The sequence below is a fragment of the Citrobacter sp. Awk 4 genome (assembly GCF_028069725.1).
Taxonomy (GTDB): domain Bacteria; phylum Pseudomonadota; class Gammaproteobacteria; order Enterobacterales; family Enterobacteriaceae; genus Citrobacter_D.
The window spans coordinates 1-26,589 of record NZ_JANEWG010000040.1; the positions used below are offsets into that span (position 1 = coordinate 1).

General features: G+C 53.7%; 24 protein-coding genes and 1 pseudogene. 6 read left to right on the forward strand and 19 right to left on the reverse strand.

Annotated features, from left to right (window positions below; translation table 11 throughout):
- Nucleotides 1-413 precede the first annotated feature (413 nt).
- Nucleotides 414-1,295, reverse strand: coding sequence for an aromatic amino acid efflux DMT transporter YddG (gene yddG / locus NNO04_RS16175; RefSeq protein WP_271445592.1), 882 nt, complete (start codon nt 1,293-1,295; stop codon nt 414-416).
- Between the two features lie 233 nt (nt 1,296-1,528).
- Between yddG and fdnG the strand changes: the two genes are divergently transcribed.
- From fdnG to fdnI, 3 genes are read left to right on the forward strand one after another with little or no spacing between them, the layout of a single operon-like run.
- Nucleotides 1,529-4,576 carry a formate dehydrogenase-N subunit alpha gene (gene fdnG, locus NNO04_RS16180; protein ID WP_271445561.1) on the forward strand — a complete coding sequence of 1,016 codons (3,048 nt, stop codon included), beginning with the start codon at nt 1,529-1,531 and terminating at the stop codon, nt 4,574-4,576.
- A 13-nt stretch (nt 4,577-4,589) separates the two neighbouring features.
- A complete protein-coding gene (fdxH, locus tag NNO04_RS16185) occupies nt 4,590-5,474 on the forward strand; it encodes a formate dehydrogenase subunit beta (protein WP_271445562.1) in 885 nt (294 codons plus the stop codon).
- Nucleotides 5,467-6,120, forward strand: coding sequence for a formate dehydrogenase-N subunit gamma (fdnI, locus tag NNO04_RS16190; protein ID WP_271445563.1), 654 nt, complete (start codon nt 5,467-5,469; stop codon nt 6,118-6,120). Before fdxH ends, fdnI begins: the two co-directional genes overlap by 8 nt.
- A gap of 133 nt (nt 6,121-6,253) precedes the next feature.
- Here fdnI and NNO04_RS16195 read toward each other — a convergent pair whose 3' ends face one another.
- The 4 genes from NNO04_RS16195 to NNO04_RS16210 all read right to left on the reverse strand — a co-directional run bounded on the left by NNO04_RS16195 (nt 6,254) and on the right by NNO04_RS16210 (nt 9,966).
- On the reverse strand, nt 6,254-6,538 hold the full coding sequence (locus NNO04_RS16195) for a HigA family addiction module antitoxin (protein ID WP_271445564.1): 285 nt from the start codon (nt 6,536-6,538) through the stop codon (nt 6,254-6,256).
- Entirely contained in the window at nt 6,535-6,816 is a 282-nt protein-coding gene (locus tag NNO04_RS16200) for a type II toxin-antitoxin system RelE/ParE family toxin (RefSeq protein ID WP_271445593.1), read from the reverse strand. The genes NNO04_RS16195 and NNO04_RS16200 overlap by 4 nt, the downstream gene beginning before the upstream one ends.
- Before the next feature lie 185 nt (nt 6,817-7,001).
- A complete protein-coding gene (gene adhP, locus NNO04_RS16205) occupies nt 7,002-8,012 on the reverse strand; it encodes an alcohol dehydrogenase AdhP (protein ID WP_271445565.1) in 1,011 nt (336 codons plus the stop codon).
- Between the two features lie 238 nt (nt 8,013-8,250).
- On the reverse strand, nt 8,251-9,966 hold the full coding sequence (locus NNO04_RS16210; RefSeq protein ID WP_271445566.1) for an ABC-F family ATP-binding cassette domain-containing protein: 1,716 nt from the start codon (nt 9,964-9,966) through the stop codon (nt 8,251-8,253).
- Between the two features lie 455 nt (nt 9,967-10,421).
- Here NNO04_RS16210 and NNO04_RS16215 point away from each other — a divergent pair.
- Nucleotides 10,422-10,984 (forward strand): annotated as a pseudogene (locus NNO04_RS16215) (DUF4225 domain-containing protein).
- 2 nt (nt 10,985-10,986) lie between these two features.
- On the opposite strand, the gene NNO04_RS16220 reads toward NNO04_RS16215, so the two are convergent.
- The 3 genes from NNO04_RS16220 to sra all read right to left on the reverse strand — a co-directional run bounded on the left by NNO04_RS16220 (nt 10,987) and on the right by sra (nt 13,649).
- Complete coding sequence (locus NNO04_RS16220) at nt 10,987-11,301, reverse strand: hypothetical protein (protein WP_271445567.1); 315 nt, start codon at nt 11,299-11,301, stop codon at nt 10,987-10,989.
- Nucleotides 11,302-11,634: 333 nt separating this feature from the next.
- Nucleotides 11,635-13,332: a malate dehydrogenase gene (gene maeA, locus NNO04_RS16225; protein WP_271445568.1), complete on the reverse strand. Its 1,698-nt coding sequence runs from the start codon at nt 13,330-13,332 to the stop codon at nt 11,635-11,637.
- 173 nt (nt 13,333-13,505) lie between these two features.
- Nucleotides 13,506-13,649, reverse strand: coding sequence for a stationary-phase-induced ribosome-associated protein (gene sra, locus NNO04_RS16230; RefSeq protein WP_271445569.1), 144 nt, complete (start codon nt 13,647-13,649; stop codon nt 13,506-13,508).
- Nucleotides 13,650-13,876: 227 nt separating this feature from the next.
- On the opposite strand from sra, the gene osmC reads away from it, so the two are divergent.
- Entirely contained in the window at nt 13,877-14,308 is a 432-nt protein-coding gene (gene osmC, locus NNO04_RS16235) for a peroxiredoxin OsmC (RefSeq protein WP_271445570.1), read from the forward strand.
- 70 nt (nt 14,309-14,378) lie between these two features.
- Here the strand turns inward: osmC and NNO04_RS16240 are convergent, their stop codons facing one another.
- From NNO04_RS16240 to NNO04_RS16265, 6 genes are read right to left on the reverse strand one after another with little or no spacing between them, the layout of a single operon-like run.
- Nucleotides 14,379-15,149, reverse strand: coding sequence for a 3-hydroxybutyrate dehydrogenase (locus NNO04_RS16240; RefSeq protein ID WP_271445594.1), 771 nt, complete (start codon nt 15,147-15,149; stop codon nt 14,379-14,381).
- 11 nt (nt 15,150-15,160) lie between these two features.
- Nucleotides 15,161-16,555, reverse strand: coding sequence for a GntP family permease (locus tag NNO04_RS16245; RefSeq protein WP_271445571.1), 1,395 nt, complete (start codon nt 16,553-16,555; stop codon nt 15,161-15,163).
- 43 nt (nt 16,556-16,598) lie between these two features.
- A complete protein-coding gene (locus NNO04_RS16250; protein WP_271445572.1) occupies nt 16,599-17,522 on the reverse strand; it encodes a 3-hydroxyacyl-CoA dehydrogenase family protein in 924 nt (307 codons plus the stop codon).
- Nucleotides 17,512-18,717: an acetyl-CoA C-acetyltransferase gene (locus NNO04_RS16255; protein WP_271445573.1), complete on the reverse strand. Its 1,206-nt coding sequence runs from the start codon at nt 18,715-18,717 to the stop codon at nt 17,512-17,514. The genes NNO04_RS16250 and NNO04_RS16255 overlap by 11 nt, the downstream gene beginning before the upstream one ends.
- A 10-nt stretch (nt 18,718-18,727) precedes the next feature.
- Nucleotides 18,728-19,384: a CoA transferase subunit B gene (locus NNO04_RS16260; protein WP_271445574.1), complete on the reverse strand. Its 657-nt coding sequence runs from the start codon at nt 19,382-19,384 to the stop codon at nt 18,728-18,730.
- Between the two features lie 2 nt (nt 19,385-19,386).
- A complete protein-coding gene (locus NNO04_RS16265; RefSeq protein ID WP_271445575.1) occupies nt 19,387-20,094 on the reverse strand; it encodes a CoA transferase subunit A in 708 nt (235 codons plus the stop codon).
- Nucleotides 20,095-20,236: 142 nt separating this feature from the next.
- Here NNO04_RS16265 and NNO04_RS16270 point away from each other — a divergent pair, with 142 nt between their 5' ends.
- Nucleotides 20,237-21,127: a LysR family transcriptional regulator gene (locus tag NNO04_RS16270; RefSeq protein WP_271445576.1), complete on the forward strand. Its 891-nt coding sequence runs from the start codon at nt 20,237-20,239 to the stop codon at nt 21,125-21,127.
- A 13-nt stretch (nt 21,128-21,140) separates the two neighbouring features.
- On the opposite strand, the gene NNO04_RS16275 is transcribed toward NNO04_RS16270, so the two are convergent.
- The 5 genes from NNO04_RS16275 to NNO04_RS16295 are packed head-to-tail and all read right to left on the reverse strand — an operon-like array spanning nt 21,141 to nt 26,586.
- Nucleotides 21,141-22,091 carry an ABC transporter ATP-binding protein gene (locus NNO04_RS16275; protein ID WP_271445577.1) on the reverse strand — a complete coding sequence of 317 codons (951 nt, stop codon included), beginning with the start codon at nt 22,089-22,091 and terminating at the stop codon, nt 21,141-21,143.
- Nucleotides 22,084-23,070 carry an ABC transporter ATP-binding protein gene (locus NNO04_RS16280; protein ID WP_271445578.1) on the reverse strand — a complete coding sequence of 329 codons (987 nt, stop codon included), beginning with the start codon at nt 23,068-23,070 and terminating at the stop codon, nt 22,084-22,086. The genes NNO04_RS16275 and NNO04_RS16280 overlap by 8 nt, the downstream gene beginning before the upstream one ends.
- Entirely contained in the window at nt 23,067-23,963 is an 897-nt protein-coding gene (ddpC, locus tag NNO04_RS16285; protein WP_271445579.1) for a D,D-dipeptide ABC transporter permease, read from the reverse strand. The genes NNO04_RS16280 and ddpC overlap by 4 nt, the downstream gene beginning before the upstream one ends.
- Nucleotides 23,960-24,982, reverse strand: coding sequence for an ABC transporter permease (locus NNO04_RS16290; protein ID WP_271445580.1), 1,023 nt, complete (start codon nt 24,980-24,982; stop codon nt 23,960-23,962). Before NNO04_RS16290 ends, ddpC begins: the two co-directional genes overlap by 4 nt.
- A gap of 44 nt (nt 24,983-25,026) precedes the next feature.
- A complete protein-coding gene (locus NNO04_RS16295) occupies nt 25,027-26,586 on the reverse strand; it encodes an ABC transporter substrate-binding protein (protein WP_271445581.1) in 1,560 nt (519 codons plus the stop codon).
- Nucleotides 26,587-26,589 lie beyond the last annotated feature (3 nt).

The following is a 26,589-nucleotide window of genomic DNA, read 5'->3' on the forward strand; positions in this document are numbered from 1 at the left end:
ACATAATAGTGATGATGATATTAGTTGAAATAAGGGACTTTCTGATTGGGTATATTTTTACGAGTGAACTATACATCTATTTATTGTTTGAAATGGTTTAGTTACAAATGCGAACTATATGGCAAAATACAGTTTCAGCTGTGCACAAAATGCTATTTGTTATCAATATGGAATCAATTTAATAACATATTTAACACAAAATAAAACAATTGAATACAAAATGCGCGCATGGCGTCAAAATGAACAATCCACAGTGTATTAACTATATGGCAATAAGGCGGAAAAAAAGCAAATAAGAATTTTCTGCGTGGCGCTATTATCCGCAATGACGCTGAGATGTGAAAATGTAACAAAAAATAGGCCATCGGGTCGTTTTTCATCCAGTGGATGATATTTAGACCCGATAGTTGTCATCAGGCACGGCGTGTTGCCAACCAACAGAGCAGCGAACCGACGCACACCATAATAGCGCCTTGCCAGAACGAAAATGAAAGCGGGGCGCTTAAAAGAACCGCAGCCAGCGCAGAGGACAGTACCGGGGTGAAATAAGAACCCACGGCCATAATAGTGACATTTCCGTGCAAAATTCCGACATTCCATGCCGCGTAGGCAAAACCTAACGTTAATGCCGCCGAAAATAGCTTGATGGTGACCGGAAGGGTGAAATGCATTTCAGGCTGGAGTGTCAATAAATAGTGCACCCATAAACTTGCGGCGGTGAGCAAAACAAAGACAGTGATACCGTTAAATCCCCGTGCATATTTGTTGGTGACAGTACAATACGTCGCCCAGATAAATGCCCCGAGAAAGGCGAGAAAATAGCTTAATGGATTGCTGGCAACATTGTTGATTATTTCACCAGGATTGAGCCCATTTTCACCGCCTAATACCCAACAAACCCCGGTCAATGCCACAATTAATCCAGGAATAATCAACCAGGTTGTTTTTTGGCCATTAAACAAAATGGCAAATAGAATCGTCAGGCTGGGCCATAAATAGTTCACCATACCGACCTCAATGGCCTGATGTCGCGTAACCGCATAGCCCAGCGACAGCGCGAGGCATATTTCGTAGCTGACGAAAAGGAGGCTGCCAGCGATTAAATAACGAACAGGAAAGTGACGAATATTAGGAAAGCCGACCGTAAAAATAAGCAACAGTCCGCTTAATGAATAGATCATGGCAGCGCCGCCCACCGGACCAAGCCCTTCACTCACGCCCCGAATTAGCCCTACCATGGTGCTCCAGAGCACGATGGCAATCAGCCCTATTAGCGTTGCTTTTTGTCTTGTCATTCTGTTGGTACGCCCTCGTTCCTTTTCATTAAAGAAGCTGAAATTTATAGCACTTTTAAACAGTCTGGCGTAAATAAATCGTCCTTTCAGATACGCCTTAGTGGGTATAAATGTTAGGCAAACAGCACTATTTAGTAGCGGAACCGATTCGTTATTGATTTGACGCAAAAAAGATATGGGCATAGCTGTTAGTTTCGTCGCGAAGTTACATCCCTGTAAAAAAGAGGAAATCAATGGACGTCAGCCGCAGACAATTTTTTAAAATCTGCGCGGGCGGTATGGCAGGAACAACAGTTGCAGCGCTTGGTTTTGCCCCCAAGTCTGCACTGGCTCAGGCGCGTAATTACAAACTGCTGCGCGCCAAAGAGATCCGAAACTCTTGCACATACTGTTCCGTGGGATGCGGGCTATTAATGTATAGCCTCGGAGATGGATCCAAAAACGCGAAGGAAGCGATTTACCATATTGAAGGGGACCCGGATCATCCGGTAAGCCGCGGGGCATTATGTCCTAAGGGCGCGGGTTTGCTGGACTATGTTCACAGTGAAAACCGCCTGCGTTATCCACAATATCGCGCACCGGGTTCAGATAAATGGCAGCGGATCAGTTGGGATGAGGCATTCTCCCGTATCGCAAAACTGATGAAAGCTGACCGTGACGCTAACTTTATTGAAAAGAACGAGCAGGGCGTCACCGTCAACCGCTGGCTGTCTACCGGGATGCTTTGCGCCTCTGCGTCAAGTAATGAAACCGGTATGCTGACGCAAAAATTTGTGCGCTCTCTCGGCATGCTGGCTGTCGACAACCAGGCGCGCGTCTGACACGGACCAACGGTAGCAAGTCTTGCTCCAACATTTGGTCGCGGTGCGATGACCAACCACTGGGTTGATATCAAAAACGCCAATGTCGTGATGGTGATGGGCGGTAACGCCGCTGAAGCTCACCCGGTCGGCTTCCGCTGGGCGATGGAAGCGAAGAATAATAATGATGCGACGTTGATTGTCGTCGATCCTCGCTTTACGCGTACAGCATCAGTTGCGGATATCTATGCGCCGATCCGTTCCGGTACGGACATTACGTTCCTGTCTGGCGTATTGCTGTACCTGATCGAAAATCAGAAAATCAACGCCGAGTATGTGAAGCATTACACCAATGCCAGCCTGCTGGTACGGGATGACTTTACGTTCGAAGACGGCCTGTTTAGCGGCTACGATGCGAAAAAACGGCAGTATGATAAATCATCATGGAACTACCAGTTCGATGAAAACGGCTATGCAAAACGCGATGACACGCTAAGTCACCCGCGTTGCGTGTGGAACTTGCTCAAACAGCACGTTTCCCGCTATACGCCGGATGTTGTGGAAAACATCTGCGGTACGCCAAAAGCCGACTTCCTGAAAGTGTGCGAAGTGTTAGCCTCCACCAGCACGGCCGATCGTACAACCACCTTCCTTTATGCATTGGGCTGGACGCAACACACCGTTGGCGCGCAGAACATTCGTACGATGGCGATGATCCAGTTGCTGCTCGGCAACATGGGTATGGCTGGCGGCGGCGTGAACGCGTTGCGTGGTCACTCCAACATTCAGGGCTTAACCGATTTAGGTCTCCTTTCTACCAGTTTGCCTGGCTATCTGACACTGCCGTCGGAGAAACAGACCGATCTGCAAACCTATTTAACGGTCAATACGCCAAAAGCAACGCTGGCGGAACAGGTTAACTATTGGGGTAACTATCCGAAGTTCTTTATCAGCCTGATGAAATCGTTCTACGGTGATGCGGCGCAGAAAGAGAATGACTGGGGATTTGAGTGGCTGCCGAAATGGGATCAGTCCTACGACGTCATTAAATACTTCAACATGATGGATAGCGGTAAAGTGACCGGCTATATCTGTCAGGGCTTCAACCCGGTGGCGTCCTTCCCGGACAAAAACAAAGTGGTGCAGTCCCTGAGTAAGTTGAAGTATATGGTCGTTATCGATCCGCTGGTGACAGAGACCTCGACATTCTGGCAGAACCACGGTGAGTCCAATGATGTCGATCCGGCGTCGATTCAGACTGAAGTATTCCGTCTGCCGTCCACCTGTTTTGCGGAAGAAGATGGCTCGATTGCCAACTCCGGTCGCTGGCTGCAGTGGCACTGGAAAGGACAGGATGCGCCAGGCGAAGCCCGCAATGACGGCGAAATTCTGGCCGGGATTTACCATCGTCTGCGCGATCTCTACCGCAGCGAAGGCGGTAAAGGCGTAGAGCCGCTGCTGAAAATGCGCTGGAGCTACAAACAGCCCGACCATCCGGAATCAGAAGAAGTCGCCAAAGAAAACAACGGCTATGCGCTGGCCGATCTCTATGACGCCAACGGCGTGCTGATCGCGAAGAAAGGCCAGCTGTTGAGCAGTTTCGCTCAGCTGCGTGATGACGGTACCACGGCATCCTCCTGCTGGATTTATACCGGTAGCTGGACCGAGCAGGGCAACCAGATGGCCAACCGTGACAACGCCGATCCGTCCGGTCTCGGTAACACACTGGGTTGGGCGTGGGCGTGGCCACTGAACCGCCGCGTCCTGTATAACCGTGCCTCCGCCGATCCGCAGGGTAAACCGTGGGATCCAAAACGGATGCTGATCCAGTGGAACGGCGCGAAATGGACGGGTAACGATATCCCGGACTTCAATACCGCTCCGCCGGGCAGCGCTACCGGGCCATTTATCATGCAGCCGGAAGGGCTGGGACGTCTGTTTGCGATTGATAAAATGGCGGAAGGACCGTTCCCGGAACACTACGAGCCGATTGAAACGCCGCTGGGGACCAACCCGCTGCATCCGAACGTTATTTCCAATCCGGCGGTGCGCTTGTATGAAGAAGATGCCTTGCGCCTGGGTAAAAAGGATTCGTTCCCGTATGTCGGTACCACCTACCGTCTGACGGAACACTTCCACACCTGGACCAAGCACGCATTGCTGAATGCTATCGCCCAGCCAGAGCAGTTTGTGGAAATCAGCGAAACGCTGGCTGCCGCAAAAGGTATCGCCAACGGTGACTATGTGAAAGTCAGTAGCAAGCGCGGATTTATTCGTGCCGTTGCGGTGGTCACACGCCGTCTGCGCACCTTGCAGGTGAACGGTCAGCAGGTCGAAACGGTGGGGATCCCGATTCACTGGGGCTTTGAAGGGGTCGCGCGTAAAGGCTATATCGCCAACACTCTGACGCCGAACGTCGGTGATGCAAACTCGCAAACGCCGGAATACAAAGCGTTTTTAGTTAACATCGAGAAGGCGTAAGGGAGGCGAACATATGTCTTTGGAAACGCAGGACATCATTAAACGGTCCGCAACAAACGCCATCACGCCGCCTCCCCAGGCGCGTGATTACAAGGCTGAGGTCGCCAAACTGATCGACGTTTCCACCTGTGTGGGCTGTAAAGCCTGCCAGGTGGCGTGCTCGGAGTGGAACGACATTCGCGACGAGGTAGGGCACTGTGTTGGGGTGTATGACAACCCTGCCGACCTGAGCGCGAAATCCTGGACGGTCATGCGCTTTAGCGAAACCGAGCAAAACGGCAAGCTGGAGTGGTTGATCCGTAAAGACGGCTGTATGCACTGTGAAGATCCGGGCTGCCTGAAGGCGTGCCCGTCTGCCGGGGCAATCATCCAGTACGCTAACGGGATTGTCGATTTTCAGTCCGAACACTGTATTGGCTGCGGCTACTGCATTGCCGGGTGTCCGTTTAATGTACCGCGCCTCAATAAAGAGGATAACCGCGTCTATAAATGTACGCTCTGCGTTGATCGCGTCAGTGTTGGCCAGGAGCCGGCATGCGTGAAAACGTGTCCGACGGGGGCGATTCATTTCGGCACTAAGCAAGAGATGCTGGAAATGGCCGAGCAGCGCGTGGAAAAACTCAAAGCGCGCGGATATGAACATGCCGGAGTTTATAACCCGCAAGGGGTGGGTGGAACACACGTGATGTATGTACTGCATCATGCTAACCAGCCAGAGTTGTATCACGGTTTGCCGAAGGACCCGAAAGTCGACACCTCAATCAACCTGTGGAAAGGGGCGTTGAAACCGTTGGCGGCTGCTGGGTTTATCGCCACCTTCGCCGGACTGATTTACCACTACATTGGTATCGGTCCGAACAAAGAAGTGGACGACGACGAGGAGGGAAATCATGAGTAAGTCAAAAATGATAGTGCGCACGAAATTTATCGACCGCGCCTGTCACTGGACGGTAGTGATCTGTTTCTTCCTGGTGGCGCTGTCGGGCATTTCGTTTTTCTTCCCGACGCTGCAATGGCTGACGCAAACCTTCGGTACGCCGCAGATGGGGCGCATTCTGCACCCGTTCTTCGGCATCGCGATCTTCGTTGCGCTGATGTTTATGTTCTTTCGTTTTGTACAACACAACATCCCGGATAAGAAAGATATTCCGTGGCTGAAGAATATTGTGGAAGTACTGAAGGGCAATGAACACAAAGTGGCGGATGTGGGTAAGTACAACGCCGGGCAGAAAATGATGTTCTGGTCGATCATGAGCATGATTTTTGTGCTGCTGGTAACAGGCGTCATTATCTGGCGTCCGTACTTCGCTGAGTTCTTCCCGATGCAGGTGGTGCGTTACAGCCTGCTGATCCACGCGGCGGCGGGCATTATTCTGATGCACGCCATCCTCATCCATATGTATATGGCATTCTGGGTGAAAGGTTCGATCAAAGGTATGGTCGAAGGGAAAGTCAGCCGTCGCTGGGCGAAGAAACACCATCCGCGCTGGTATCGTGACGTCGAGAAGGCCGAAGCCAAAAAAGAGAGTGAAGAGGGGTTATAATCTCTTTTAACTCTGAACAGTAAAAATGGCGCTGAAAAAGGCGCCATTTTTTTCATCGATGATGTTTCAGCGGGATGTCGTGACCAATATCTTGCTGCTGCAAGAACGCCAGTTTCCGGGCTTTAACTGTGAATTATTGCGTTGCCAGATGACGGAGCCTTGATATATCGACGATTTTTTCTGCTTCTGCCAGACTCCAGGCGGTTTGCAGATTCAGCCACATTTGCGGTGAGCTGCCGATCACCACGGAGAGCTTAATTGCCATTTCTGGGGTTAGCGCCGCTTTTCCGGTTAGCAACCGGCTTGCTGTTGAGGGAGCAATGTCCATTGCTCTGGCAAATTCGCGCAGACTGACGTTAAGTTCGTTCAGCGCTTCCTGAATAATCTCTCCCGGACGGGGATGATTTGCCATTTTCATGCGTGATAGTCCTCGTAATCCAGTATGTAGGCATCGCCATTGACGAACTCAAAGGTTATTCGCCAGTTCCCCGAAACAGATATCGCCCAAACGCCATCACGATCGCCGCTCAACGGGTGCAACCTGTAGCCAGGCATGTCGATATCGTTAATTTGACAGGCGGCATCAATAACAGCGAGACGGCAACGCAATCGCTTTACCTGCGTTGCCAGAACGCCTGACGTGCGCCCATGAAGAAACAAGTCACGCAATCCCTTGTGTCTGAAGTTCATGATCATCCGTATCATCCTTGTTCCTTCAGGAGGAACGCTATCATTATTGTTCCGTATGACGCAACAACATTCGCTACGATTGTCGAAATTTTGTCGGGAAGGCGTTGAAAGGGAAAGCAGGAGAGGATGTTTGTGGAAAGCGCTTCGCAAAACAAACGGCGACGAGCAGTAAAGCCGTCGCCGTTTACCGATTAACGGCGGAAATCAATCACCATACGGCCGCGAATCTGGCCTTGTTCCATCTCTTTAAAAATAGCGTTGATGTCGCCGAGCGGACGCAGGGCAACTTTAGGGACGACTTTGCCTTCTGCAGCAAACTGGAACGCTTCGGTCAGATCCTGACGCGTCCCGACCAGCGAACCGACCACCTGAATACCGTCCAGTACCAGGCGCGGAATGTCCAGACTCATGGCTTCCGGCGGCAGGCCAACGGCAACCACCCGACCGCCTGCACGCACCGCATCAACCGCAGAGTTAAATGCCGCTTTCGCAACGGCAGTCACCACCGCCGCGTGTGCGCCACCCGTTTTTTCCTGCACGATTTTCGCCGCATCGTCAGTGCGTGAATTGATGACCAGATCGGCACCCATTTCTTTGGCGAGTTTAAGCTGTTCATCGTTCACATCAATGGCAATCACTTTGGCGTTAAAGACGTTTTTCGCATACTGCAGCGCCAGGTTGCCAAGACCGCCGAGTCCGTAGATAGCAATCCACTGACCGGGTTTAATCTTCGAGATTTTCACGGCTTTATAGGTGGTGACGCCCGCACAGGTGATGCTGCTTGCCGCGGCGGAATCCAGACCATCCGGCACTTTCACCGCATAATCCGCCACCACGATGCACTCTTCAGCCATACCGCCATCAACGCTGTAACCTGCGTTTTTGACGGCCCGGCACAGCGTCTCGTTGCCGCTGTTACAGTATTCACAGTGACCACATCCTTCAAAGAACCAGGCCACGCTTGCGCGATCGCCTGGCTTAAGGGAGGTCACGCCTGGCCCAATGGCGGTGACGACGCCAATGCCTTCGTGTCCCAGAATAACGCCGGTTTTGTCGCCAAAATCGCCGTTTTTAACATGGAGATCGGTATGACACACGCCACAGCATTCCATTTTCAGGAGCGCTTCACCGTGTTGCAGCGAACGTAGCGTTTTCTCAGTGATATCAACCTGATGATCTTTAGTGACAACAGCAGCCTTCATAGTCTTCTCCTTATCATGATCGTGAACTGCATAGCGAGTAAGGTGAGTGAATCTTATTCTTCTCTACCTCGTAAGGATTAATTTTTCTGATGATATATGCAAGTAAGAAGCGCGATAATTTCCCTGTTACGGGCTGTTTTTACCGGAGTCGGCCCTGTCAAAGCATAATAAATACTAATATTAATAGCTTGACGAGGCAGGCGAGAAAGGGCACCTGGACGGTGCCCCGATGTTATGCTTATTCCAGTTGCGAAATCAGCGCGTCGATTTCCTGACGCCATTGCGCCTGCAAATGTGGCTTCTGGTGTTTCGGCTTACGCGCCAGGTCATCCGCTAATTGCCGTTCCAGCAGCAGAAGCTTTTCCAGCAGGCGATCACTGTCATCAATGAGGGGATGCGCCGATTCCTGAGCCGTGATAGTTGCCGCCGACGCGACAGACGTTTCCCGGATACGCGCGTTGATCGCCTCAAGATCGTGCCATTCGCTCAATACCCCTCGATCAATAAACCAGAAGCGGTTACAGCTTTGGCTGATTAACTGTCGGTCATGACTCACCAGCAGCACGCCGCCGCTAAAGGTTTGCAGAGTGTTCGCCAGCGCCTCTTTCCCTTCCATATCCAGATGGTTGGTCGGTTCGTCAAGCATCAGCAGGCTAAACCGCGCCAGCGATAACCCCACAAACAATAACCGTGAACGCTCGCCGCCGCTTAACGTCTTGACCTGCTGCTGATGACGGATCCAGGGAAAACCCGCGCCAATCAGCGCCATCTTGCGTACGTCGGGCTGTGGGGCAAACGGTTCAAGCGCATCAAACAGTGAATCATTATCTGCGAGCTGCTGTAGTGTTTGATCATAATAGCCCACAGTGACGCGGGGGTGCAGACAGACGCTCGCATTGTCTTGCACAGACTGAAACTGCTGCCAGAGAAGCCGGAGTAGTGAAGATTTTCCGCAACCGTTACGCCCGACAAGGGCAACCCGGTCACCGCTTTTTAATCTGACTCCCGAAACAGAAAACAGCACAGGGGTTTCTGGCGCGGGTGACACGGACAGCCCGTTCATCTCCAGCAAGCGGTCTGCGCGAACGCTATCACCCTGCAATGTTAGTGACCACTGACTTCCTGCTGTGACGTCTGTCTGCGCCGCTTTCAGACGGGAAACCTGTTTTTCCATCTGACGGGCTTTGCGGGACAAATCTTCGTTGTCGTACACCCGTCCCCAGTTTGCCAGGCGTTTGGCGCTGGCGGTCACCCGATCAATCTCTTTTTGCTCGGATTTGCGGCGCAGCGCATCACTAACATCCGCGTCGGCTAATGCCTGTCTTGCCGCGCCACAGGGCAGCGCGAACGCGTGCAGGCGATGATCGCGCAGGATCCAGGTACCGTTGGTGACCGCATCCAACAGATTCGCATCATGCGATACCACAACGAAACTACCTGACCAGCGTTGTAAGAACTGTTCCAGCCACAATAAAGTGGGGAGATCCAGATGGTTGCCTGGCTCATCCAGTAACAACAGGTCGGGACGGTGCATCAACGCGCGGGCCAGTAACAGACGCGTATGCTGTCCGCCACTCAGTACTTGCGTTGACAGTGATAAATCCTCCGTAACAAAACCCATTTCCGCGAGTATTGACTCGGCCTGCCATTGCCGACTGAGGCGCTCGCGTTCCGGCAGTTGCGCCAACACCGCCTCCCGTAGGGGCAACGAGAGAATATCAGGCGGCAAATGTTGTTCAACACGGGCGAGATGACAGTAACTGGCCACAGAAACAGAACCTGAAGTCGGCGTTTCGCTGCCGTCGAGAATTTTTAGCAGTGTGCTTTTGCCACAGCCGTTGTCGCCGATAAGCCCCATACGATCGCCTTTTTTCAACGTAAAGGTGAGATCCTGGAATAACGGGCCAAACGCCGTATCAACGTGTAAAGATTGTGCGGTTAATAAAGTGCTCATTGTTGCTTACTCAAGAGTTACAGGCGTGAAAACGCCTCGTCAAACATCGCTGACGATAACCCGGTAAGCCCGAGAGAAGAGGGAAAAGTAGGTCGCTTCGCTCAAGCCGACGTTATCGCAGCACGATACCGATAACGCTTGAGCACTGGCGATCGCCTAATGTATGTGAAGCGATGAAACGTTCACAGTACAGCATAAGTATCCTCCTTTTATTTTCCGAATGTTAATGGATGGTGAAAGTGTAGGCACAAAGGGGGAGTTTCGCTACTGTAAAAATCGGCGGGAGAGGCGCCATGCTGCGACGGCTTCGGCTCTGAATCGATAGGGCGTTTATTCGAATTCGTTTCGGAGAAAACAGATATATTGAGACTAACATATTTCAGACTGAAGCGACGGTTGTTACTGCTAAATATAAAGAGGTATTATCGGTGATGTAATATACAGGGAGATTAAAAATGGATGCGGCATTACTTGATATGATGCGCTCAGGTAGGAATAAAAACTGGGCTGAAACAATGGTTAATCTTGAGGCCAGAAAGCTGATCAATACAGCGAATACACTGTCCTCTTTCCATCTTCGGGATGGTTATACCCGGCTGAAGTTTGTCCAGGAAATAAAAGAGGTTGTTGAGCAGCAGTTCGCTGTTGCACGAAGGGCTATATCAGACGAAGTGACGGTATTAATGGGATCACAAAAGAGGTCAGTCATCTCCGTTACGGCGATAAATCCAGGTCAGAGGGAATATTTGCAGACAGTTTTATGGATGTGGCTCAATATATGGGTTTTAAACCTGAGTCGGGACTGGTATTTTATAATACAGCCACGTTAAGTGCCAGTGTCTATAGTATTTTTGGGCTTGCAAGAAAACCAGGTGCCTGGCGATTATTCAGATGGCTTCCACGAGATTATTACCGAAAAGTTGAAACCATGAGCAGGCCAAAACTAACGATGAAAATTGTTGGTTATGGTGTAAAGGCAAAGGTCATTTTTGACCTTTTAGCTACAGAGATTAACTGAAACTAATTTCGGTTCAGTCTTTTAAAACGCCAGGCTTTATAGGCAAGCACCGGCGGTTGTACAAATATTGCAACCGCTGTACCGCAAAGCAGCCCAATTGAGCCAGAGAACAGGCTTTCAGCTGAACCAAACAAAACAAGTAAAATGAAGACTACAAGGCAACCAGCTACAACAAAAGTCGCTATGACGAAGCGATTTGCCAGATCCTGGATAGTATCATCAATTGAACCACCGTATTTTTCGGTATTATTTTTAATTTTCTGAATATCGGTGCTGCTGAAACCTGATTGCAACAGATTAACCTCGTTCACTTTCATCGCTCGTCTGCCTTTCATCCTTAAAAAAATAACTTCCTGCCAGCTGTAATTATACACAAAACTTACGGACAGAGCGGGATAATTCCCAGCCCACACAACGTGGATTTTATATATGGGCTCCTTATCGTGTTTTTACACCCCAGGTCTTCACCCCCACGATAGCCTAATATAGGTGAAGCGGTGAAACGTTCACAGTACAGCATAAGTATCCTCCTTTTATTTTCCGAATGTTAATGGATGGTGAAAGTGTAAGCACAAAGGGGGAATTTCGCTACTGTAAACATCGGCGGGAGGAGAGCCCGGCAACCATTCGCCGCCGGGCCTTATATTTAGTTAGATGGAGGTACGGCGGTAATCGCGGTATTCCGCCAGCCAGAAGTTATCGTCGATAGCCTGTTGCAGCGCCTCGGCAGAGGTTTTCACCGCGACACCCTGTTGCTGAGCCATTTTGCCGACGGCAAAAGCAATGGCGCGCGACACGGTCTGAATATCTTTCAACTCCGGTAACACCAGCCCTTCACCGTTAAGTACCATCGGCGAATATTTCGCTAACGTTTCACTGGCCGACATCAGCATCTCGTCGGTAATACGTGACGCGCCTGCGGCGATCACGCCCAGACCGATACCCGGGAAGATATAGGCGTTATTACACTGGGCGATAGGATAGGTTTTGTCTTTCCACACCACAGGAGCGAACGGGCTGCCCGTCGCCACCAACGCATTACCTTCCGTCCAGGCGATGATGTCCTGCGGCGTGGCTTCCACACGAGAGGTCGGGTTAGACAGCGGCATCACGATCGGACGCGGACAATGCTTGTGCATCTCACGGATGATCTCTTCGGTAAACAGCCCCGTTTGCCCGGAAACGCCGATCAAAATATCCGGCTTCACATTTCTCACCACATCAAGCAGGGAGAGCACGTCGTTTTGCGTATCCCACTGATGCAGATTTTCACGTTTTTGCACCAGTTTGGTCTGGAACGGCAGCAGGTTAGGCATCTGGTCGGTTAACAGACCAAAGCGATCCACCATAAACACGCGCTGGCGAGCGGCTTCTTCGCTTAATCCTTCACGCTGGATCTGCGCAATTATCTGCTCGGCAATGCCGCAGCCTGCGGAACCGGCGCCGAGGAAGACGATTTTTTGCTCGCTTAACTGGCTACCTGCGGCATGGCTGGCCGCAATGAGCGTGCCGACGGTGACGGCGGCAGTACCCTGGATATCATCGTTGAAAGAGCAAATTTCATCACGATAGCGGTTAAGTAACGGCATCGCGTTTTTCTGGGCAAAATCTTCGAACTGCAACAGCACATCCGGCCAGCGTTGCTTCACCGCCTGGATGAAGTCATCGACAAATTCATAGTACTCATCATCGGTGATACGCGGGTTACGCCAGCCCATATAGAGCGGATCGTTCAGCAGTTGCTGGTTATTGGTGCCGACATCCAGCACCACCGGAAGGGTGTAGGCCGGGCTTATCCCGCCACAGGCGGTGTACAGCGACAATTTACCGATGGGAATACCCATGCCGCCAATCCCCTGGTCGCCCAGCCCCAGAATACGCTCACCGTCAGTGACCACGATCACTTTGATATTGTGGTTTGGGACGTTTTGCAGGATGTCGTCCATGTTGTGGCGGTTCTGATAGGAGATAAACACGCCGCGCGAACGACGGTAGATCTCAGAAAAACGCTCACAGGCCGCACCAACCGTTGGGGTGTAGATAACCGGCATCATCTCATCGAGATGGTTATGCACCAGTCGGTAGAACAGGGTTTCGTTGGTATCCTGAATGTTGCGCAGGTAAATGTGTTTGTCGATTTCAGTTTTGAACCCCTGATACTGGATCCAGGCACGTTCGGTCTGTTCTTCAATCGTTTCGACGACTTCCGGTAGTAACCCCAGCAGGTTGAAGTTACGACGCTCTTCCACACTGAATGCGCTGCCTTTGTTCAGGAGGGGAAATTCAAGCAGTACAGGGCCGGCGTAGGGAATATATAGGGAACGCGGTTTCTTGGTTTTGATGTCCATGTCACTCACTCTTTTTTGAATTACCGTCCCTGGCATTGTCATTTATCATATGTTGCCTTGCCGCCAGGGAATCGGGCACAGAGTATAAAGCATTGTGTATGGATAGAGGGGTTTTATAAGCAAAAACACCATTGCGGTGGCAATGGTGTTGGTCGTCATATCAAAACAGGCGGTTACTTGTTGCTGTCAGCGCGGCGTTTTCTTCCGGTTGGATTGTTGACCACGCTGGTTTTGTCGCCTTCGGTCACGGTTTTACGTTGGTTGGATATTTTGTGGTCCTGGCCAAGAATATGACGGGCCTGACGGTTCGATTTCATTCTAACTCCTTAATCCTGTTAATGGTTTCAAGGATGAGCCCGCGCGATGTCGGACGAAATACAACCCCATAGAAAGCCGCTCTCAAAAAAAACGGCTTACTGGATGGTCGACCATTTTATCTGAAAGGTCAATGTTTAAGCGGCAATTAAGAAGGTTCTCTTATCTATCCGATTTACGTACAGGCGACCTATACTTGTTATCCCGATGACGATTAAGGAGAGTAGCAATGACGATCCATAAGAAAGGTCAGGCACACTGGGAAGGCGACATTAAACGCGGAAAAGGCACCGTTTCAACCGAAAGCGGGGTGCTCAACCAGCAACCTTACGGGTTTAACACGCGCTTTGAAGGCGTCAAAGGCACCAATCCGGAAGAGTTGATTGGCGCTGCGCATGCGGCCTGTTTCTCGATGGCGCTTTCGTTGATGCTGGGAGAAGCGGGGTTTACGCCAACTTCAATCGATACCACGGCGGATGTCTCTCTGGATAAAGTGGATGCGGGGTTTGCAATCACTAAAATTGCCCTGAACAGCGTGGTAGCGGTGCCCGGTATTGATGCGTCGACCTTTGACGGGATTATCCAGAAAGCGAAAGCCGGATGCCCGGTATCCCAGCTATTGAAGGCGGAAATTACCCTTGATTATCAGTTAACAGCGTAACTGATCTGTTGCCCGGTGGCGTCACGTTTACCGGGCCTACGAGCGCGTAGTCCCGGTAAAGTGACAAGTTTTACTGCGCGACCCAACCGCCATCCATATTCCACGCTACGCCGCGCACCTGGGCCGCCCCTTCAGAACATAAAAAGAGCGTCAGCTCGCCAAGCTGCTCCGGGGTGACAAACTCACGGGAGGGCTGTTTTTCTGCGAGCAGCGCATCGCGGGCGCTTTCCGGCGCTGCGCCGTCGGCAATGCGTTTGTCGATTTGCTGCTGTACCAATGGCGTCAACACCCAGCCAGGGCAGAGAGCGTTACAGGTGACGCCGCTTTGCGCTGTTTCAAGCGCCGTGGTTTTGGTCAGCCCGACCACCCCGTGTTTTGCCGCTACATAGGCCGATTTCTCTTTCGAGGCGACCAGTCCATGTACTGAGGCAATATTAATGATCCGTCCCCAGTTACGCTCGCGCATCCCCGGCAGCGCCAGTCGCGTGGTGTGGAACACTGATGAGAGATTAATCGCAATGATGGCGTTCCATTTTTCCACCGGAAAGGTTTCGATCGGGGAAACATGCTGGATCCCGGCATTGTTGATGAGAATATCCACGCCGCCAAACTCGCTTTGCGTATAGCGCATCATGTCAGCAATTTGTGTTTCATCACTCAGATCGGCGCCATGATAGCCCGGCGTGGTACCGTATTGCGCCACGCTGTCTTTAGCCGCTTCAATATCGCCAAAACCGTTGAGAATAATCTTTGCGCCAGCCTTTGCGAGCACCTGCGCAATTCCCAATCCAATACCGCTGGTAGAGCCAGTCACCAGCGCTGTTTTACCGTGTAAATTCATCATGATTCTCCTCAGACAATGCCGGTGGCGTAGAAGACACCGATAACAAACAGAACGGCCAGACTTTTAATCACGGTGATGGCAAAAATCCCGCCATAAGCCTGACGATGCGTCAATCCGGTGATCGCCAGCAGCGTGATCACCGCTCCGTTGTGCGGCAGCGTGTCCATACCGCCACTGGCCATTGAGGCCACGCGGTGTAACACTTCCAGCGGAATATTCGCCGCGTTCGCCGCCGCAATAAAGGTGTCCGACATCGCCGCAAGGGCAATACTCATCCCCCCTGATGCGGAGCCGGTGATCCCGGCAAGGGTCGTGATACTGATAGCTTCATTGAGCAGGGGGTCTGGGATCGCTGCCAGCGCTTTTGACAGCACGAGGAATCCGGGCAGGGCGGCGATCACTGCGCCAAAGCCGTATTCTGACGCGGTATTCATTGCCGCCAGAATCGCGCCGCCGACAGCGGTTCGGCTGCCTTCTGCCAGACGACCTTTAATGTTGCGATAGCCAAAAATCACGACCAGCAGTATCCCCGAGATCAACGCCGCTTCCACGGCCCAGATGGCGGTGATCTTGCCGACTTCAGTGATAATCGGCTTAGCAAGACCCGGAAGCTCCAGTTGATGGGTTGCGCCATACCAGACCGGGATCCAGCGGGTAAACAGCAGGTTAAATACGCCCACCAGAATCAGTGGCGAAATCGCAATCAGCGGATTCGGCAGGTTGATGTTATCCGGTGTTTCCGGTTCGTTAATCAGCTCGGTGCCATAGCCTTCGTTCCTGGTCTGTGCTTTACGACGTTGACGTTCAAGATAGACCAGCCCGACAAAAATAATGAACAGCGAGCCAATTAATCCCAGCCAGGGCGCTGCCCAGGCATTGGTGCCAAAAAAGCTGGTCGGGATAATGTTCTGGATCTGCGGCGTTCCCGGTAAGGCATCCATCGTGAAGGTAAACGCCCCCAGCGCCACCGTTGCCGGGATCAGCCGTTTGGGAATATTGCTTTGTCTGAACAGTTCCGCAGCGAACGGATACACCGCAAACGCCACCACAAATAACGACACCCCGCCGTAGGTCAGCAACGCGCAGACCAACACAATCACCGGAATAGCGTGCCGCCGCCCCAAAATATTGATGGCCGCCGCCACAATGGAGCGGGAAAAACCAGACAGTTCGATCAACTTACCAAACACCGCACCCAGTAAAAATACGGGGAAGTAGAGTTTGACAAAGCCGACCATTTTTTCCATGAATAGACCGGTAAAGGTCGGGCCGACGGCGCTCGGATCCGTCAACAGAACAGCGCCTAATGCCGCGATGGGGGCAAACAGGATGACGCTGTATCCGCGATAGGCTGCCATCATTAGCAGGCCTAACGCGGCCAGGGCGATTAACACACTCATCAAGACTCCTCAATATCATTGTTATAGTGGGGTACAGAAAGAGAAGTTACGGTTTTAAGGCAAACCGCAGTTGATGCTCCCGACGCTGTTGGATGTACTCTTTACGGGCGTCATCCCAGCGATAAAATCCCTGACCGCTGCGTAAGCCCGTCTCACCACGTTCCACTTTTTCCGTGACCAGCGACAGCATGTCGCTGCCGCTCGCCAGTTCAGGCAGCAGATGCCGACAGATATCCTGTACCGTGGCAAGACCGGTCATATCTGCGGCTTCGAGCGGTCCTACCATGGCGTAACGGCGACCTAACGACGCGCGCATCACCTGATCAACCACCTCCGCACTGGCGATCCCACTCTGCACGATATGCAGCGCTTCACGGAGCAGAGCGAATTGCAGGCGATTACCAACAAACCCAGGGGCGGCGCGATCGAGAACGACCGCTTCCAGTTGCATGTCGAGCAGGAGATGTTGCAGCCAGCCTGTTAGTTCGGGGCGGGTCGCGCTGCCGGGAACAATTTCAACCAGCGGAATAAAGTGGGGCGGATGCCAGAAATGGGCAATCAGCAGGCGTTCAGGGTGCTTCAGGGGGGCGGCCAGTGCGTCCGGCGGCAAGCCGCTGGTATTACTGGCGATCACCGTGTCGGGAGCGATGCACGATTCCAGTTGCGCATACAGCGCATGTTTAAGTTCGAGGCGTTCAGGAATGGCTTCGATCAGCAGGCGCGAGGAGGCGACATCCTGTAGCGCGGTGGTGCCTTTCAGTCGGCGAATCACCGGCGTTTTGTCCTCCGGTGAAAATTGCCCGGTGGCGATCAGCTCATCGAGAATGGCGCCAGCAACGGCGCTAATTTCTGCGATTCTGGCGCTATCGGTATCAAACAGCCAGACGTCATGCCCGTAGCGGGCAAAGTGTGTGGCGATCCCAATCCCCATTAATCCCGCCCCGAGGACAGCGAACTTGTTATCTGGCATGGTGGGCTCCTGTTGGGCGTTCTACCGCCAGCGCCACGCCCTGGCCGCCGCCGACACACAGCGTCGCCAGCCCTTTGGCAACATCACGCCGCGCCATTTCATGCAGCAGCGTCACCAGAATACGGCAGCCGGATGCGCCGATAGGATGGCCCAGCGCAATGGCGCCGCCGTTGACGTTGACCTTTTCACTGTCCCATTGCAGCGAATCGCCGACCGCCAGCGCCTGGGCGGCAAAGGCTTCGTTAGCTTCGATAAGATCGACGTCATTAAGCGCCCAGCCCGCACGGGATAAGCACTCAATACTGGCATTCACCGGACCGATACCCATGATCGACGGATCAACGCCAGAAACCGCATAACCGGAAATCCGCGCGAGAACCGGCAGATTCAGTGCCTGCGCTTTACGGGCGCTCATCAGCATCACCGCCGCCGCGCCGTCGTTGAGAGAAGAGGCATTCCCCGCCGTCACAGATCCTGTTCCCGGGCGAAACGCCGGTTTGAGCTGGGCCAGTTTTTCGGCGACGGTGTCCGGTCTCGGTTGTTCATCAGTAGTGACCAGGCGAGGCGGTTTTTTGCCCTGCGGAACACTCACCGGAGTGATTTCCGCGACAAAGCGCCCGGATTCGATCGCGGCGGCTGCCAGTTTTTGCGAGCGCAGGGCGAAAGCGTCCTGGCGCTCCCGACTAATGGCGAACCGATCCGCCAGATTTTCGGCGGTAATGCCCATATGGTAATCGTTGAAAGCATCCCACAACCCGTCATGCACCACGCTGTCTTTCAGACTGGCATGACCCAGGCGCAATCCGGCGCGGGCGCCGTCGAGAAAATAGGGGGCATTGCTCATGCTTTCCTGCCCCCCGGCAATGATGATTTCCGCATCACCGCAACGAATCGCTTGCGCGGCTTGCTGTACCGTTTTTAGCCCGGAGCCGCAGACCAGATTGACGGTCACTGCGGGGGTTGTCACCGGTAAACCGGCGTTTAACGCACTCTGTCTGGCAGGGTTTTGCCCGCTGCCGGTGGTGAGTACCTGACCAAAAATCACTTCATCAATCAGTTCAGGCGAGACTGCGGTTTTCTCCAGCAAGGCCTTAATGACCGCAGCACCAAGTTCAACGGCGGAAAGGGGAGCCAGCGCGCCATGAAAACTGCCAATCGGTGTTCGCGTTGCCGCGACAATAACGACGTCCTGCATGCTGTTCTCCTCAGACAAAGTGCATTTCAGGAACCTGATCCGCAACGATCAGTTTGCCTGCGGTTTTTTCAATGATCTCTTCCACGCTGACGCCAGGCGCTCGTTCACGCAGAATGAACGCGCCATCATTGATGTCGAGCAACGCCAGGTCGGTCAGCACGCGTTTGATACAGCCCACGCCGGTCAACGGCAGGGTGCAGGCGGGCAGTAATTTGGATTCGCCGTTTTTGGAAGCGTGGGTCATCACGACGATGATGTTCTCGGCGCCAGCCACCAAATCCATCGCGCCGCCCATTCCTTTCACCATCTTGCCGGGGATCATCCACGAGGCGATGCTGCCGTTGACGTCGACCTCAAACGCGCCGAGCACCGTCAGACCGACGTGACCGCCACGGATCATGGCGAACGATTGCGCCGAATCGAAAATCGCCGCCCCTTTGCGGGCCGTGACGGTCTGTTTTCCGGCATTGATCATGTCGGCGTCGAGCTCGCTTTCGGTCGGAAATACCCCCATCCCCAGCAAACCGTTTTCTGACTGCAACATCACGTCCATCCCGTCGGGAATGTAATTCGCGACCAGTGTCGGGATGCCAATCCCCAGATTGACGTAGTAACCGTCGCGCAGTTCGCGGGCGACACGCATCGCCATTTGTTCACGCGTTAACATGGTCAGACTCCTTCGGCTCGCAGGGTGCGTTGTTCGATACGTTTCTCGAAATGCCCCTGGATAATGCGGTTGACGAAAATACCGGGGGTATGGATGGCGGCGGGATCAAGCTCGCCGGGAGCGACGATCTCTTCAACTTCCACCACTGTGATTCGCCCGGCGGCGGCCATGAGGGGATTGAAGTTTTGCGCGGTATGGCGATAAATCACGTTTCCGTACCAGTCGGCTTTCCAGCCTTTAACCAGTGCGAAGTCACCGGTGATCGCCCGTTCCATGATGTAAGGGCGACCGTCAAATTCACGCACCTCTTTACCTTCAGCTATGGGCGTGCCGTAGCCGGTGGCGGTAAAAAAGGCGGGAATTCCTGCGCCGCCGGCACGCAGTTGTTCTGCCAGCGTTCCCTGCGGTGTCAGTACGGCATCCAGCTCGCCGCTCAATACCTGCTTTTCGAACAGCGCATTTTCGCCGACATACGAGGCAACGACTTTGCGTACCTGGCGGTTGTCCAACAGGACGCCAAGCCCAAACCCGTCGACGCCGCAGTTATTCGACACCACCGTTAACCCCTGAACACCCCGACGACGAACTTCCTCGATCAGGTTCTCCGGAATACCGCATAAACCAAATCCGCCCGCCAGCAGCGTCATGTTGTCGGTCAGTCCTTCCAGTGCCTCTTTATAGGTGGCAACCCGTTTATCCAGTCCAGCCATACACTTGCCCCTCCTGTTAACCTTGCCGACATCATTAGGGGCGAAAAATGATTTGTTAATTTTAAATTTGTGACTCACTCATTTGGTTTTTTTATCAATTTAATGTTAATTAAACGTATTCAATAGGTTAAAGAGAAGAAAAATGAGAATGAGCATCAAACAGTTACGCGCGTTTTTAGCGGTAGCTCACACTCTTAATTTTGCTCATGCCAGTGAGCGACTGAATATGTCGCAACCCGCCCTGAGTCTGGCCATTAAAGGGCTGGAAGATGCGCTGGGCGGGGCGCTCCTGTTGCGGACGACGCGCAAAGTCACGCTGACGCAGGAAGGGGAAACGTTTCTGACGATGGCGCGGCAGCTACTCGCCGACTGGGAAAACACCGAAGAGGCGATGCGCCAGCGGTTTACCTTACAGCGCGGGAAAGTCTCCGTTGCCGCGATGCCGTCTTTTGCCGCCAATGTTTTACCGCCGGTGCTGAAAACGTTTCGCGATCGCTATTCGGGGATCAATGTCACCGTCCACGATGTGATCAATGAACAGGTGATTGAGATGGTCAGTGAAGGGCGGGTGGAGATGGGCATTGCGTTTGAACCGGAGTTCTCCGGGCACCTCCATTTTACGCCGCTGGGGATGGATCGCTTCATCGCCATTGTGCCGCCCGACTGTAAGCTGGCCGCGCGTGAGCGCATTTGCTGGCGAGAACTGCTGAGTCTGGATTTCATTGCGTTACAACGCCCCTCGGCGGTTCGCCTGATGTTAGAAGAGAAGCTGGCGCAAAGCGGTCGGCCGCTGGAAGTGGCGCTCGAAAGCCACCAACTGGTGACTATCGGACGGCTGGTGGCGAATGGATTAGGCGGCAGCGCGGTACCGGCGTTATGCCGCACCCAAATGACCGAACTGGGCGCGACATGTCTGGATCTCGACGGGCCGGTGATCGAGCGCCGGGTTGGCGTGCTGTGCGCGGCGCATCAAAAACTGTCAACGGCGGCCCAGGCGTTGATGGAAACCCTGAAAAAAGCCTACAACGCCTGACACAGACCGGGCATCAGCGATTCTCCAGTGCCCGCCAACAGCGCACATCACGCCCCGACTCTTGCGGGAGTAACGCCTGCTTTTTCTCGCATACCTGCGTCGCTAACGGGCAACGGTCGCGAAAATAGCATCCCTGTGGCAGGGTGCGATTACCAGGGAGTTCCGTTTTGCGTAACACGAGATCTTCTGCCAGTGGCGCGCCTGTTTTCGGTACTGAATCCAGTAACAACCGCGTATAGGGATGCGCGGGCGAAGTTAACACTTGCCGGGCATCACCCAGTTCAACAATTTGCCCGAGATACATCACCGCAACGCGATCGCTCATGTGTCTGACCACCGACACGTTATGTGAGATCAACACATAGGTCAGATTTCTGCGGGCCTGAAGAGAAACCAGCAGATTAAGGATTTGCGCCTGTACGGAGATATCCAGCGCCGACGTAGGCTCATCCAGCACAATCACATCCGGCTCAGAGGAGAGCGCCCGTGCGATAGCGATACGCTGGCGTTGCCCACCGGAAAACGCATGGGGAAGGCGGTCAAGATACTCCGGACGAATGCCCACCAACAGCGCCAACTCTTCAGCCAACGCCCGGCGTTCTCGCTCGCTATTATGCTTTTGGATCCACACCGGTTCAGTGATGATCCGCCAGACAGGCAACCGGGGGTCGAGCGAAGAGAGCGGGTCCTGAAATACCATCTGCATACCGTTGTCTGAACCACGCCCCTGTACCTTTGCCCGGGAGCATTGCCCCTGACTGGGTTTCAGCATCCCCATCAACAACTGCGCCAGCGTGCTTTTGCCGCAGCCGGACTCTCCCACAATGCCGAGGGTTTCACCCTCACGGATCTGCAAATCCAGTCCGTTCAGGGCGTGAACCCGTTCGGTGACGCGCCCCAGCCAGTTGCTGCGGGCCGGGAAGTTGACGTGCACATCCTGTAGTGCCAGTAAAATATCAGACATGCGTTATCTCCAGTTGCGGGTACCAGCAGGCAGATTGCTGCGTCGTGTCGCCTGTGCGGCGCATCGGCGGGATAACATCACACTGCGCTCCTGCGGCGAAACAGCGATCGCGAAAGGCGCATCCCGTGGGTAATTGGCTGAGATTGGGTACGGTTCCGGGGATCGCCGGCAACGGTTCGCGAGGCAGGCCGTGTTCCGGGGCGCATTTCAGTAAACCGATAGAATAGGGATGCGTGGGATGGCGAATCACGTTTTCCGTCGGACCGCTTTCGATAACGCTACCGGCATACATGACATACAGTCTGTCGCACAGTTGCGACACCACCGCCATATCATGGCTGATAAACAACACGGCTGTACCGCTGGCGCGCGCTTTATGTTTGAGTAAGCGTAACACCTGAAGTTGAACCGTCACATCCAGCGCAGTGGTGGGTTCATCGGCGATGATCAGTTCCGGCTCGCAGGAGAAGGCCAGCGCGATCATCACTCGCTGGCGCATACCGCCGGAAAGCTCAAACGGAAATCGCGACATCACCTGAGCGGCGTCCGGAATTTGCATCTCTTCGAGCAGAGCGATGGCTTTCTGCCGGGCATCGTAGCGACGCATTGGCTGGTGGTGGCGGATCACTTCAACCATCTGTTGCCCAATGCGGCGGGTCGGGTTCAGCGCGGTCATCGGCTCCTGAAAAATCATCGCCACTCGCGCGCCACGCCATTGGCGCATCTGTTTTTCACTGGCGTTCAGGACATCTTCACCCAGCAACGAAACGCGTCCCTGATGAATACGATAACTGCCTTCCGGTAGCAAACGCATTGCCAGCATCGCCGTCACCGATTTACCAGAACCCGACTCGCCAACCACGCCGACAATCTCGCCGCGCTGAATCTGCAACGATACCCGGTTCAGCGCATGAACCTCACTTTTATAGCCCGGAAAACTCAAATGCAGATCTTCAATTTCCAGTACGGGTTGCGTCATGACTGTTTTCCTCCGGCTTTGGGGTCCAGCAGATCGCGAATACCGTCGCCAAACAGATTAAATCCCACGGCGGTGATGAGGATCGCTGCGCCCGGGAAGGCGCAATACCACCACTGGTCGAGCACATAATTACGGCCAATCGCCACCATTGCGCCCCATTCTGCACTCGGCTGTTGTGCGCCGAGGCCAATAAAGCCCAGCGTCGCGGCCATCAGGATCGCGCTACCGATATCCAGCGAAGCCTGAACAATCAGCGGCGGCAGAGAATTGCGCAAAATATGCCAGCTGATCAGATGCCAGCGTGATGCGCCATAGGTTCGTGCCGCCTGCACATAAGCGTACTGGCGGACAACCAGCGTTTGCCCGCGCGCAAGGCGCACATAAAACGGGATACGAACGATGGCGATCGCCATCATGGCGTTAAACAGACTGGGGCCGAGAGCCGCCGCCAGCGCCATGGTGAGTACCAGCGAGGGAATCGACAACATAATGTCCATCATGCGCATAATGACGGCATCGGCACGTCCTCCCATCACGCCCGATAAGCAGCCGAGCAGCGAGCCAATACCGCCTGCAATACCGACCACCACCAGACCGGCAACAATAGATTGCTGGCTGCCTACCAGAACGCGGCTAAACAGATCGCGTCCGACTTCATCGGTGCCAAACCAGTGGCTGGCAGAAGGCGGCAGCAGGCGGGCGGTTAAATCGATGGCGTTGGGGTTGTAGGGCGTGACCCACGGCGAAAGCACCATCAACAGCAGCATCAAAACGATAATGACGCCGCCAATCAGCGTCAGCGGACTGCCTTTGAAAAGCCACCACAACTTCGCCCAGTCGGTGCGACGACGGGTGGGCTTTGGCGGCGTCTGCGTTTCCTCGGTTAACATCATTTCGCACCTCCGCGACCAATCCGGGGATCGACCCACAGATAGAGTAAATCCACGAGCAGATTTACCAGTACGTATGCAAAAGAGACCACCACGGCAAAGCCCATCACGGCGGGGAAGTCGAGGGCCTGGATAGAGGTCACGACCCAGGCACCCATCCCCGGCCACGCAAACACCGTTTCGGTGAGAACCGCGCCATAGAGCAAGTCGCCCAACGCCAGTCCCAGAACGGTAATGGACGGAATCAACGCGTTCGGCAGCGCATAGCACAACACGATGTACCAGCCAGGCAGGCCGCTGGCGCGCGCCGTACGAATATAATCCTCGCTCAGTTGTTCCAGCATTGCGGAGCGAATTTGACGCGCCACAATCCCCAGATGCACAAAGGCGAGGGTCAGGGCGGGTAAAATCAGGTGCTGTAGGGCATTGAAAAAGACCTCGCCATTGCCTTCCAGCAGGGCGTCTACCAGATAAAAACCGGTGATGTGATTCGGTGGGTCCAGCCAGTCGTCGAGTCGCCCGCCGCCGGGCAAAATTTGCAGGTGACCGTAAAACAGCACAATCACGCCAAGCCCCAGCCAGAACGCCGGGGTTGAAATACCGGTAATGGCCATCAGACGCACCAGATGGTCCAGCCAGCGGTTGCGCCAGACGGCGGATAAAATGCCCAGCGGAATGCCAATAATCAACGCCAGCAGCAACGAGCAAAACGCCAGTTCCAGCGTGGCGGGGAAGAAGACGCGCAGTTCGTCCATCACCGGGCGTCCGGTGCGAATCGAGGTGCCCAGATCGCCATGAAAGAGATCGCTGACATAGCGAAAGAACTGGATATACAGCGGCTGGTTAAGCCCTAACTGCTGGCGAATATTTTCCACTATCTCGTCGCTGGCGCGATCGCCTGCCAGCAGGCGCGCAGGGTCGCCAGGAATCAGGTGCGAAATAATAAAGGTAATCACGCAAACCCCAGCGACCACCAGGACGAGTCCCCAGCATCGCTGACGTAAAATAGTCCAGAACGTCATTGGCTTCCCCTGGCGGAGCCAGTACGGCTCCGCATTAACGTGGCTTATTTGCTCATAGTGGAGATATTGAACACCTGCTCCAGCATCGGGTTGAATACAAAGCCTTTGACCTCTTTGTTCATCGCCAACTGGTAGTTTTTCTGGAACAGATAAACGTACGCGGCCTCGTCAATTACGATGGCTTGCGCCTGTTGGTAATCCTTCGTCCTCACCGTCTGGTCGGTGGTGGCCAGCGCGCTACGCAACAGCTTGTCGACGTCAGCGTTTTCATAGAATGAACGGTTGCCCGGCAATCCTTTCTTATCGGATTCAAACCAGTAGTTCATAAACATATAGGGGTCGGCGAAATCCGGACTCCAGTTACCAATGGCAATGTCATAATCCCCCTTGCCGACGCGGTCACGCATGGTGGCATTCGCCAGTTTTTCCAGTTTCACCGTGATGCCCAGTTTACTGAGACTGGCCTGTGTCGCGAGAGCAATCGGCTCCCAGTTCGGATCGTTATCCGAATAGAGGAAGCTAAGGGTCGTCGGTTTGGCGGCAACGTTTTCCCATGCGGCTTTGGCTTTTGCTTCGTCTGAACTGTACTGCATCGCATTGGCATCATAGCCCCACATGCCTTCCGGAATCGGTCCACGCATCTGCTTGCCGTTACCGCTCAGAATGCCGTTCACCATGCCCGGATAGTCTGTTGACCAGGAGATAGCACGGCGTAAATCGACCTGATTCAACGGCGCTTTACTGTTGTTGAGATAGAGATAAGTCACCCGCAGCGACGGATACTCGGCCACCGTCACGTTGCCTTCCTGTTTTAAGGCGGTGAGCTGATCAACCGGTAAGGCATCCGCGATATCAATGTCCCCGCGTGACAGTTGCAGGCGACGGGAGGCGCTCTCGCCAATGATTTTCACCGACACGCGTTTAAATGTTGGTTTCGCGCCCGCGTAATGGGGGTTCGGCACGAGGATCAACTGCTGGCCTTTCTGCCAACTCTTCAGCATAAAAGGTCCGGAACCCGCCGTATTCTGCGCCAGAAAACCGCGCGCATCGTCCGCCGCATGTTCCTTCAACACTGCCGGATTGATGATGGAGGCGCCATCGTTGGCCAGCGTATACAGGAACGGCGCAAACGGCTGAGTCAGCGTAAATTTGACCGTGTGATCGTCAAGCGCTTCCACTTTCAAATCTTTCGGGAAGGCTTCCGCTGGCCCCTGACCAATCTTCAACAGACGCTCAAAAGAGAGCTTTACCGCCTCGGCGGTCACCGGTGTGCCATCGGCAAATTTGGCTTCGTTATTGAGCGTGAAAGTCCACTCTTTTTGAGAGTCAGAGGCTTTCCAGCCGCTCGCCAGATCGCCTTCTACCTCCGTAGAGCCTTTACCGCCCTCTGTTTTGTACTTCACCAGGCGCTGATAAGAGGGATAGGTCACCGTCCAGTCGTTGTTGTCGATAGTGACCGCCGGGTCGAGGGTTTGCGGATCGGCCGCTTTGCCGATCACCAGCATATCTTTGGGAACGGCAGCCTGAGCAGGCAGGGCCATTGCCAGGGCTGCGGCGATCAATGCAGGGCGAAACAGCGAGGCTAATGTGATAGTTGTCTTCATGAC

Coding starts and splice junctions, on each gene's coding strand:
- yddG (WP_271445592.1), bottom strand. CDS start 1,295: ATGACAAGACAAAAAGCAACGCTAATAGGGCTGATTGCCATCGTGCTC.
- fdxH (WP_271445562.1), top strand. CDS start 4,590: ATGTCTTTGGAAACGCAGGACATCATTAAACGGTCCGCAACAAACGCC.
- fdnI (WP_271445563.1), top strand. CDS start 5,467: ATGAGTAAGTCAAAAATGATAGTGCGCACGAAATTTATCGACCGCGCC.
- NNO04_RS16195 (WP_271445564.1), bottom strand. CDS start 6,538: ATGAAAATGGCAAATCATCCCCGTCCGGGAGAGATTATTCAGGAAGCG.
- NNO04_RS16200 (WP_271445593.1), bottom strand. CDS start 6,816: ATGATCATGAACTTCAGACACAAGGGATTGCGTGACTTGTTTCTTCAT.
- adhP (WP_271445565.1), bottom strand. CDS start 8,012: ATGAAGGCTGCTGTTGTCACTAAAGATCATCAGGTTGATATCACTGAG.
- NNO04_RS16210 (WP_271445566.1), bottom strand. CDS start 9,966: ATGAGCACTTTATTAACCGCACAATCTTTACACGTTGATACGGCGTTT.
- NNO04_RS16220 (WP_271445567.1), bottom strand. CDS start 11,301: ATGAAAGTGAACGAGGTTAATCTGTTGCAATCAGGTTTCAGCAGCACC.
- maeA (WP_271445568.1), bottom strand. CDS start 13,332: ATGGACATCAAAACCAAGAAACCGCGTTCCCTATATATTCCCTACGCC.
- sra (WP_271445569.1), bottom strand. CDS start 13,649: ATGAAATCGAACCGTCAGGCCCGTCATATTCTTGGCCAGGACCACAAA.
- osmC (WP_271445570.1), top strand. CDS start 13,877: ATGACGATCCATAAGAAAGGTCAGGCACACTGGGAAGGCGACATTAAA.
- NNO04_RS16240 (WP_271445594.1), bottom strand. CDS start 15,149: ATGAATTTACACGGTAAAACAGCGCTGGTGACTGGCTCTACCAGCGGT.
- NNO04_RS16250 (WP_271445572.1), bottom strand. CDS start 17,522: ATGCCAGATAACAAGTTCGCTGTCCTCGGGGCGGGATTAATGGGGATT.
- NNO04_RS16255 (WP_271445573.1), bottom strand. CDS start 18,717: ATGCAGGACGTCGTTATTGTCGCGGCAACGCGAACACCGATTGGCAGT.
- NNO04_RS16260 (WP_271445574.1), bottom strand. CDS start 19,384: ATGTTAACGCGTGAACAAATGGCGATGCGTGTCGCCCGCGAACTGCGC.
- NNO04_RS16265 (WP_271445575.1), bottom strand. CDS start 20,094: ATGGCTGGACTGGATAAACGGGTTGCCACCTATAAAGAGGCACTGGAA.
- NNO04_RS16270 (WP_271445576.1), top strand. CDS start 20,237: ATGAGAATGAGCATCAAACAGTTACGCGCGTTTTTAGCGGTAGCTCAC.
- NNO04_RS16275 (WP_271445577.1), bottom strand. CDS start 22,091: ATGTCTGATATTTTACTGGCACTACAGGATGTGCACGTCAACTTCCCG.
- NNO04_RS16280 (WP_271445578.1), bottom strand. CDS start 23,070: ATGACGCAACCCGTACTGGAAATTGAAGATCTGCATTTGAGTTTTCCG.
- ddpC (WP_271445579.1), bottom strand. CDS start 23,963: ATGATGTTAACCGAGGAAACGCAGACGCCGCCAAAGCCCACCCGTCGT.
- NNO04_RS16290 (WP_271445580.1), bottom strand. CDS start 24,982: ATGACGTTCTGGACTATTTTACGTCAGCGATGCTGGGGACTCGTCCTG.
- NNO04_RS16295 (WP_271445581.1), bottom strand. CDS start 26,586: ATGAAGACAACTATCACATTAGCCTCGCTGTTTCGCCCTGCATTGATC.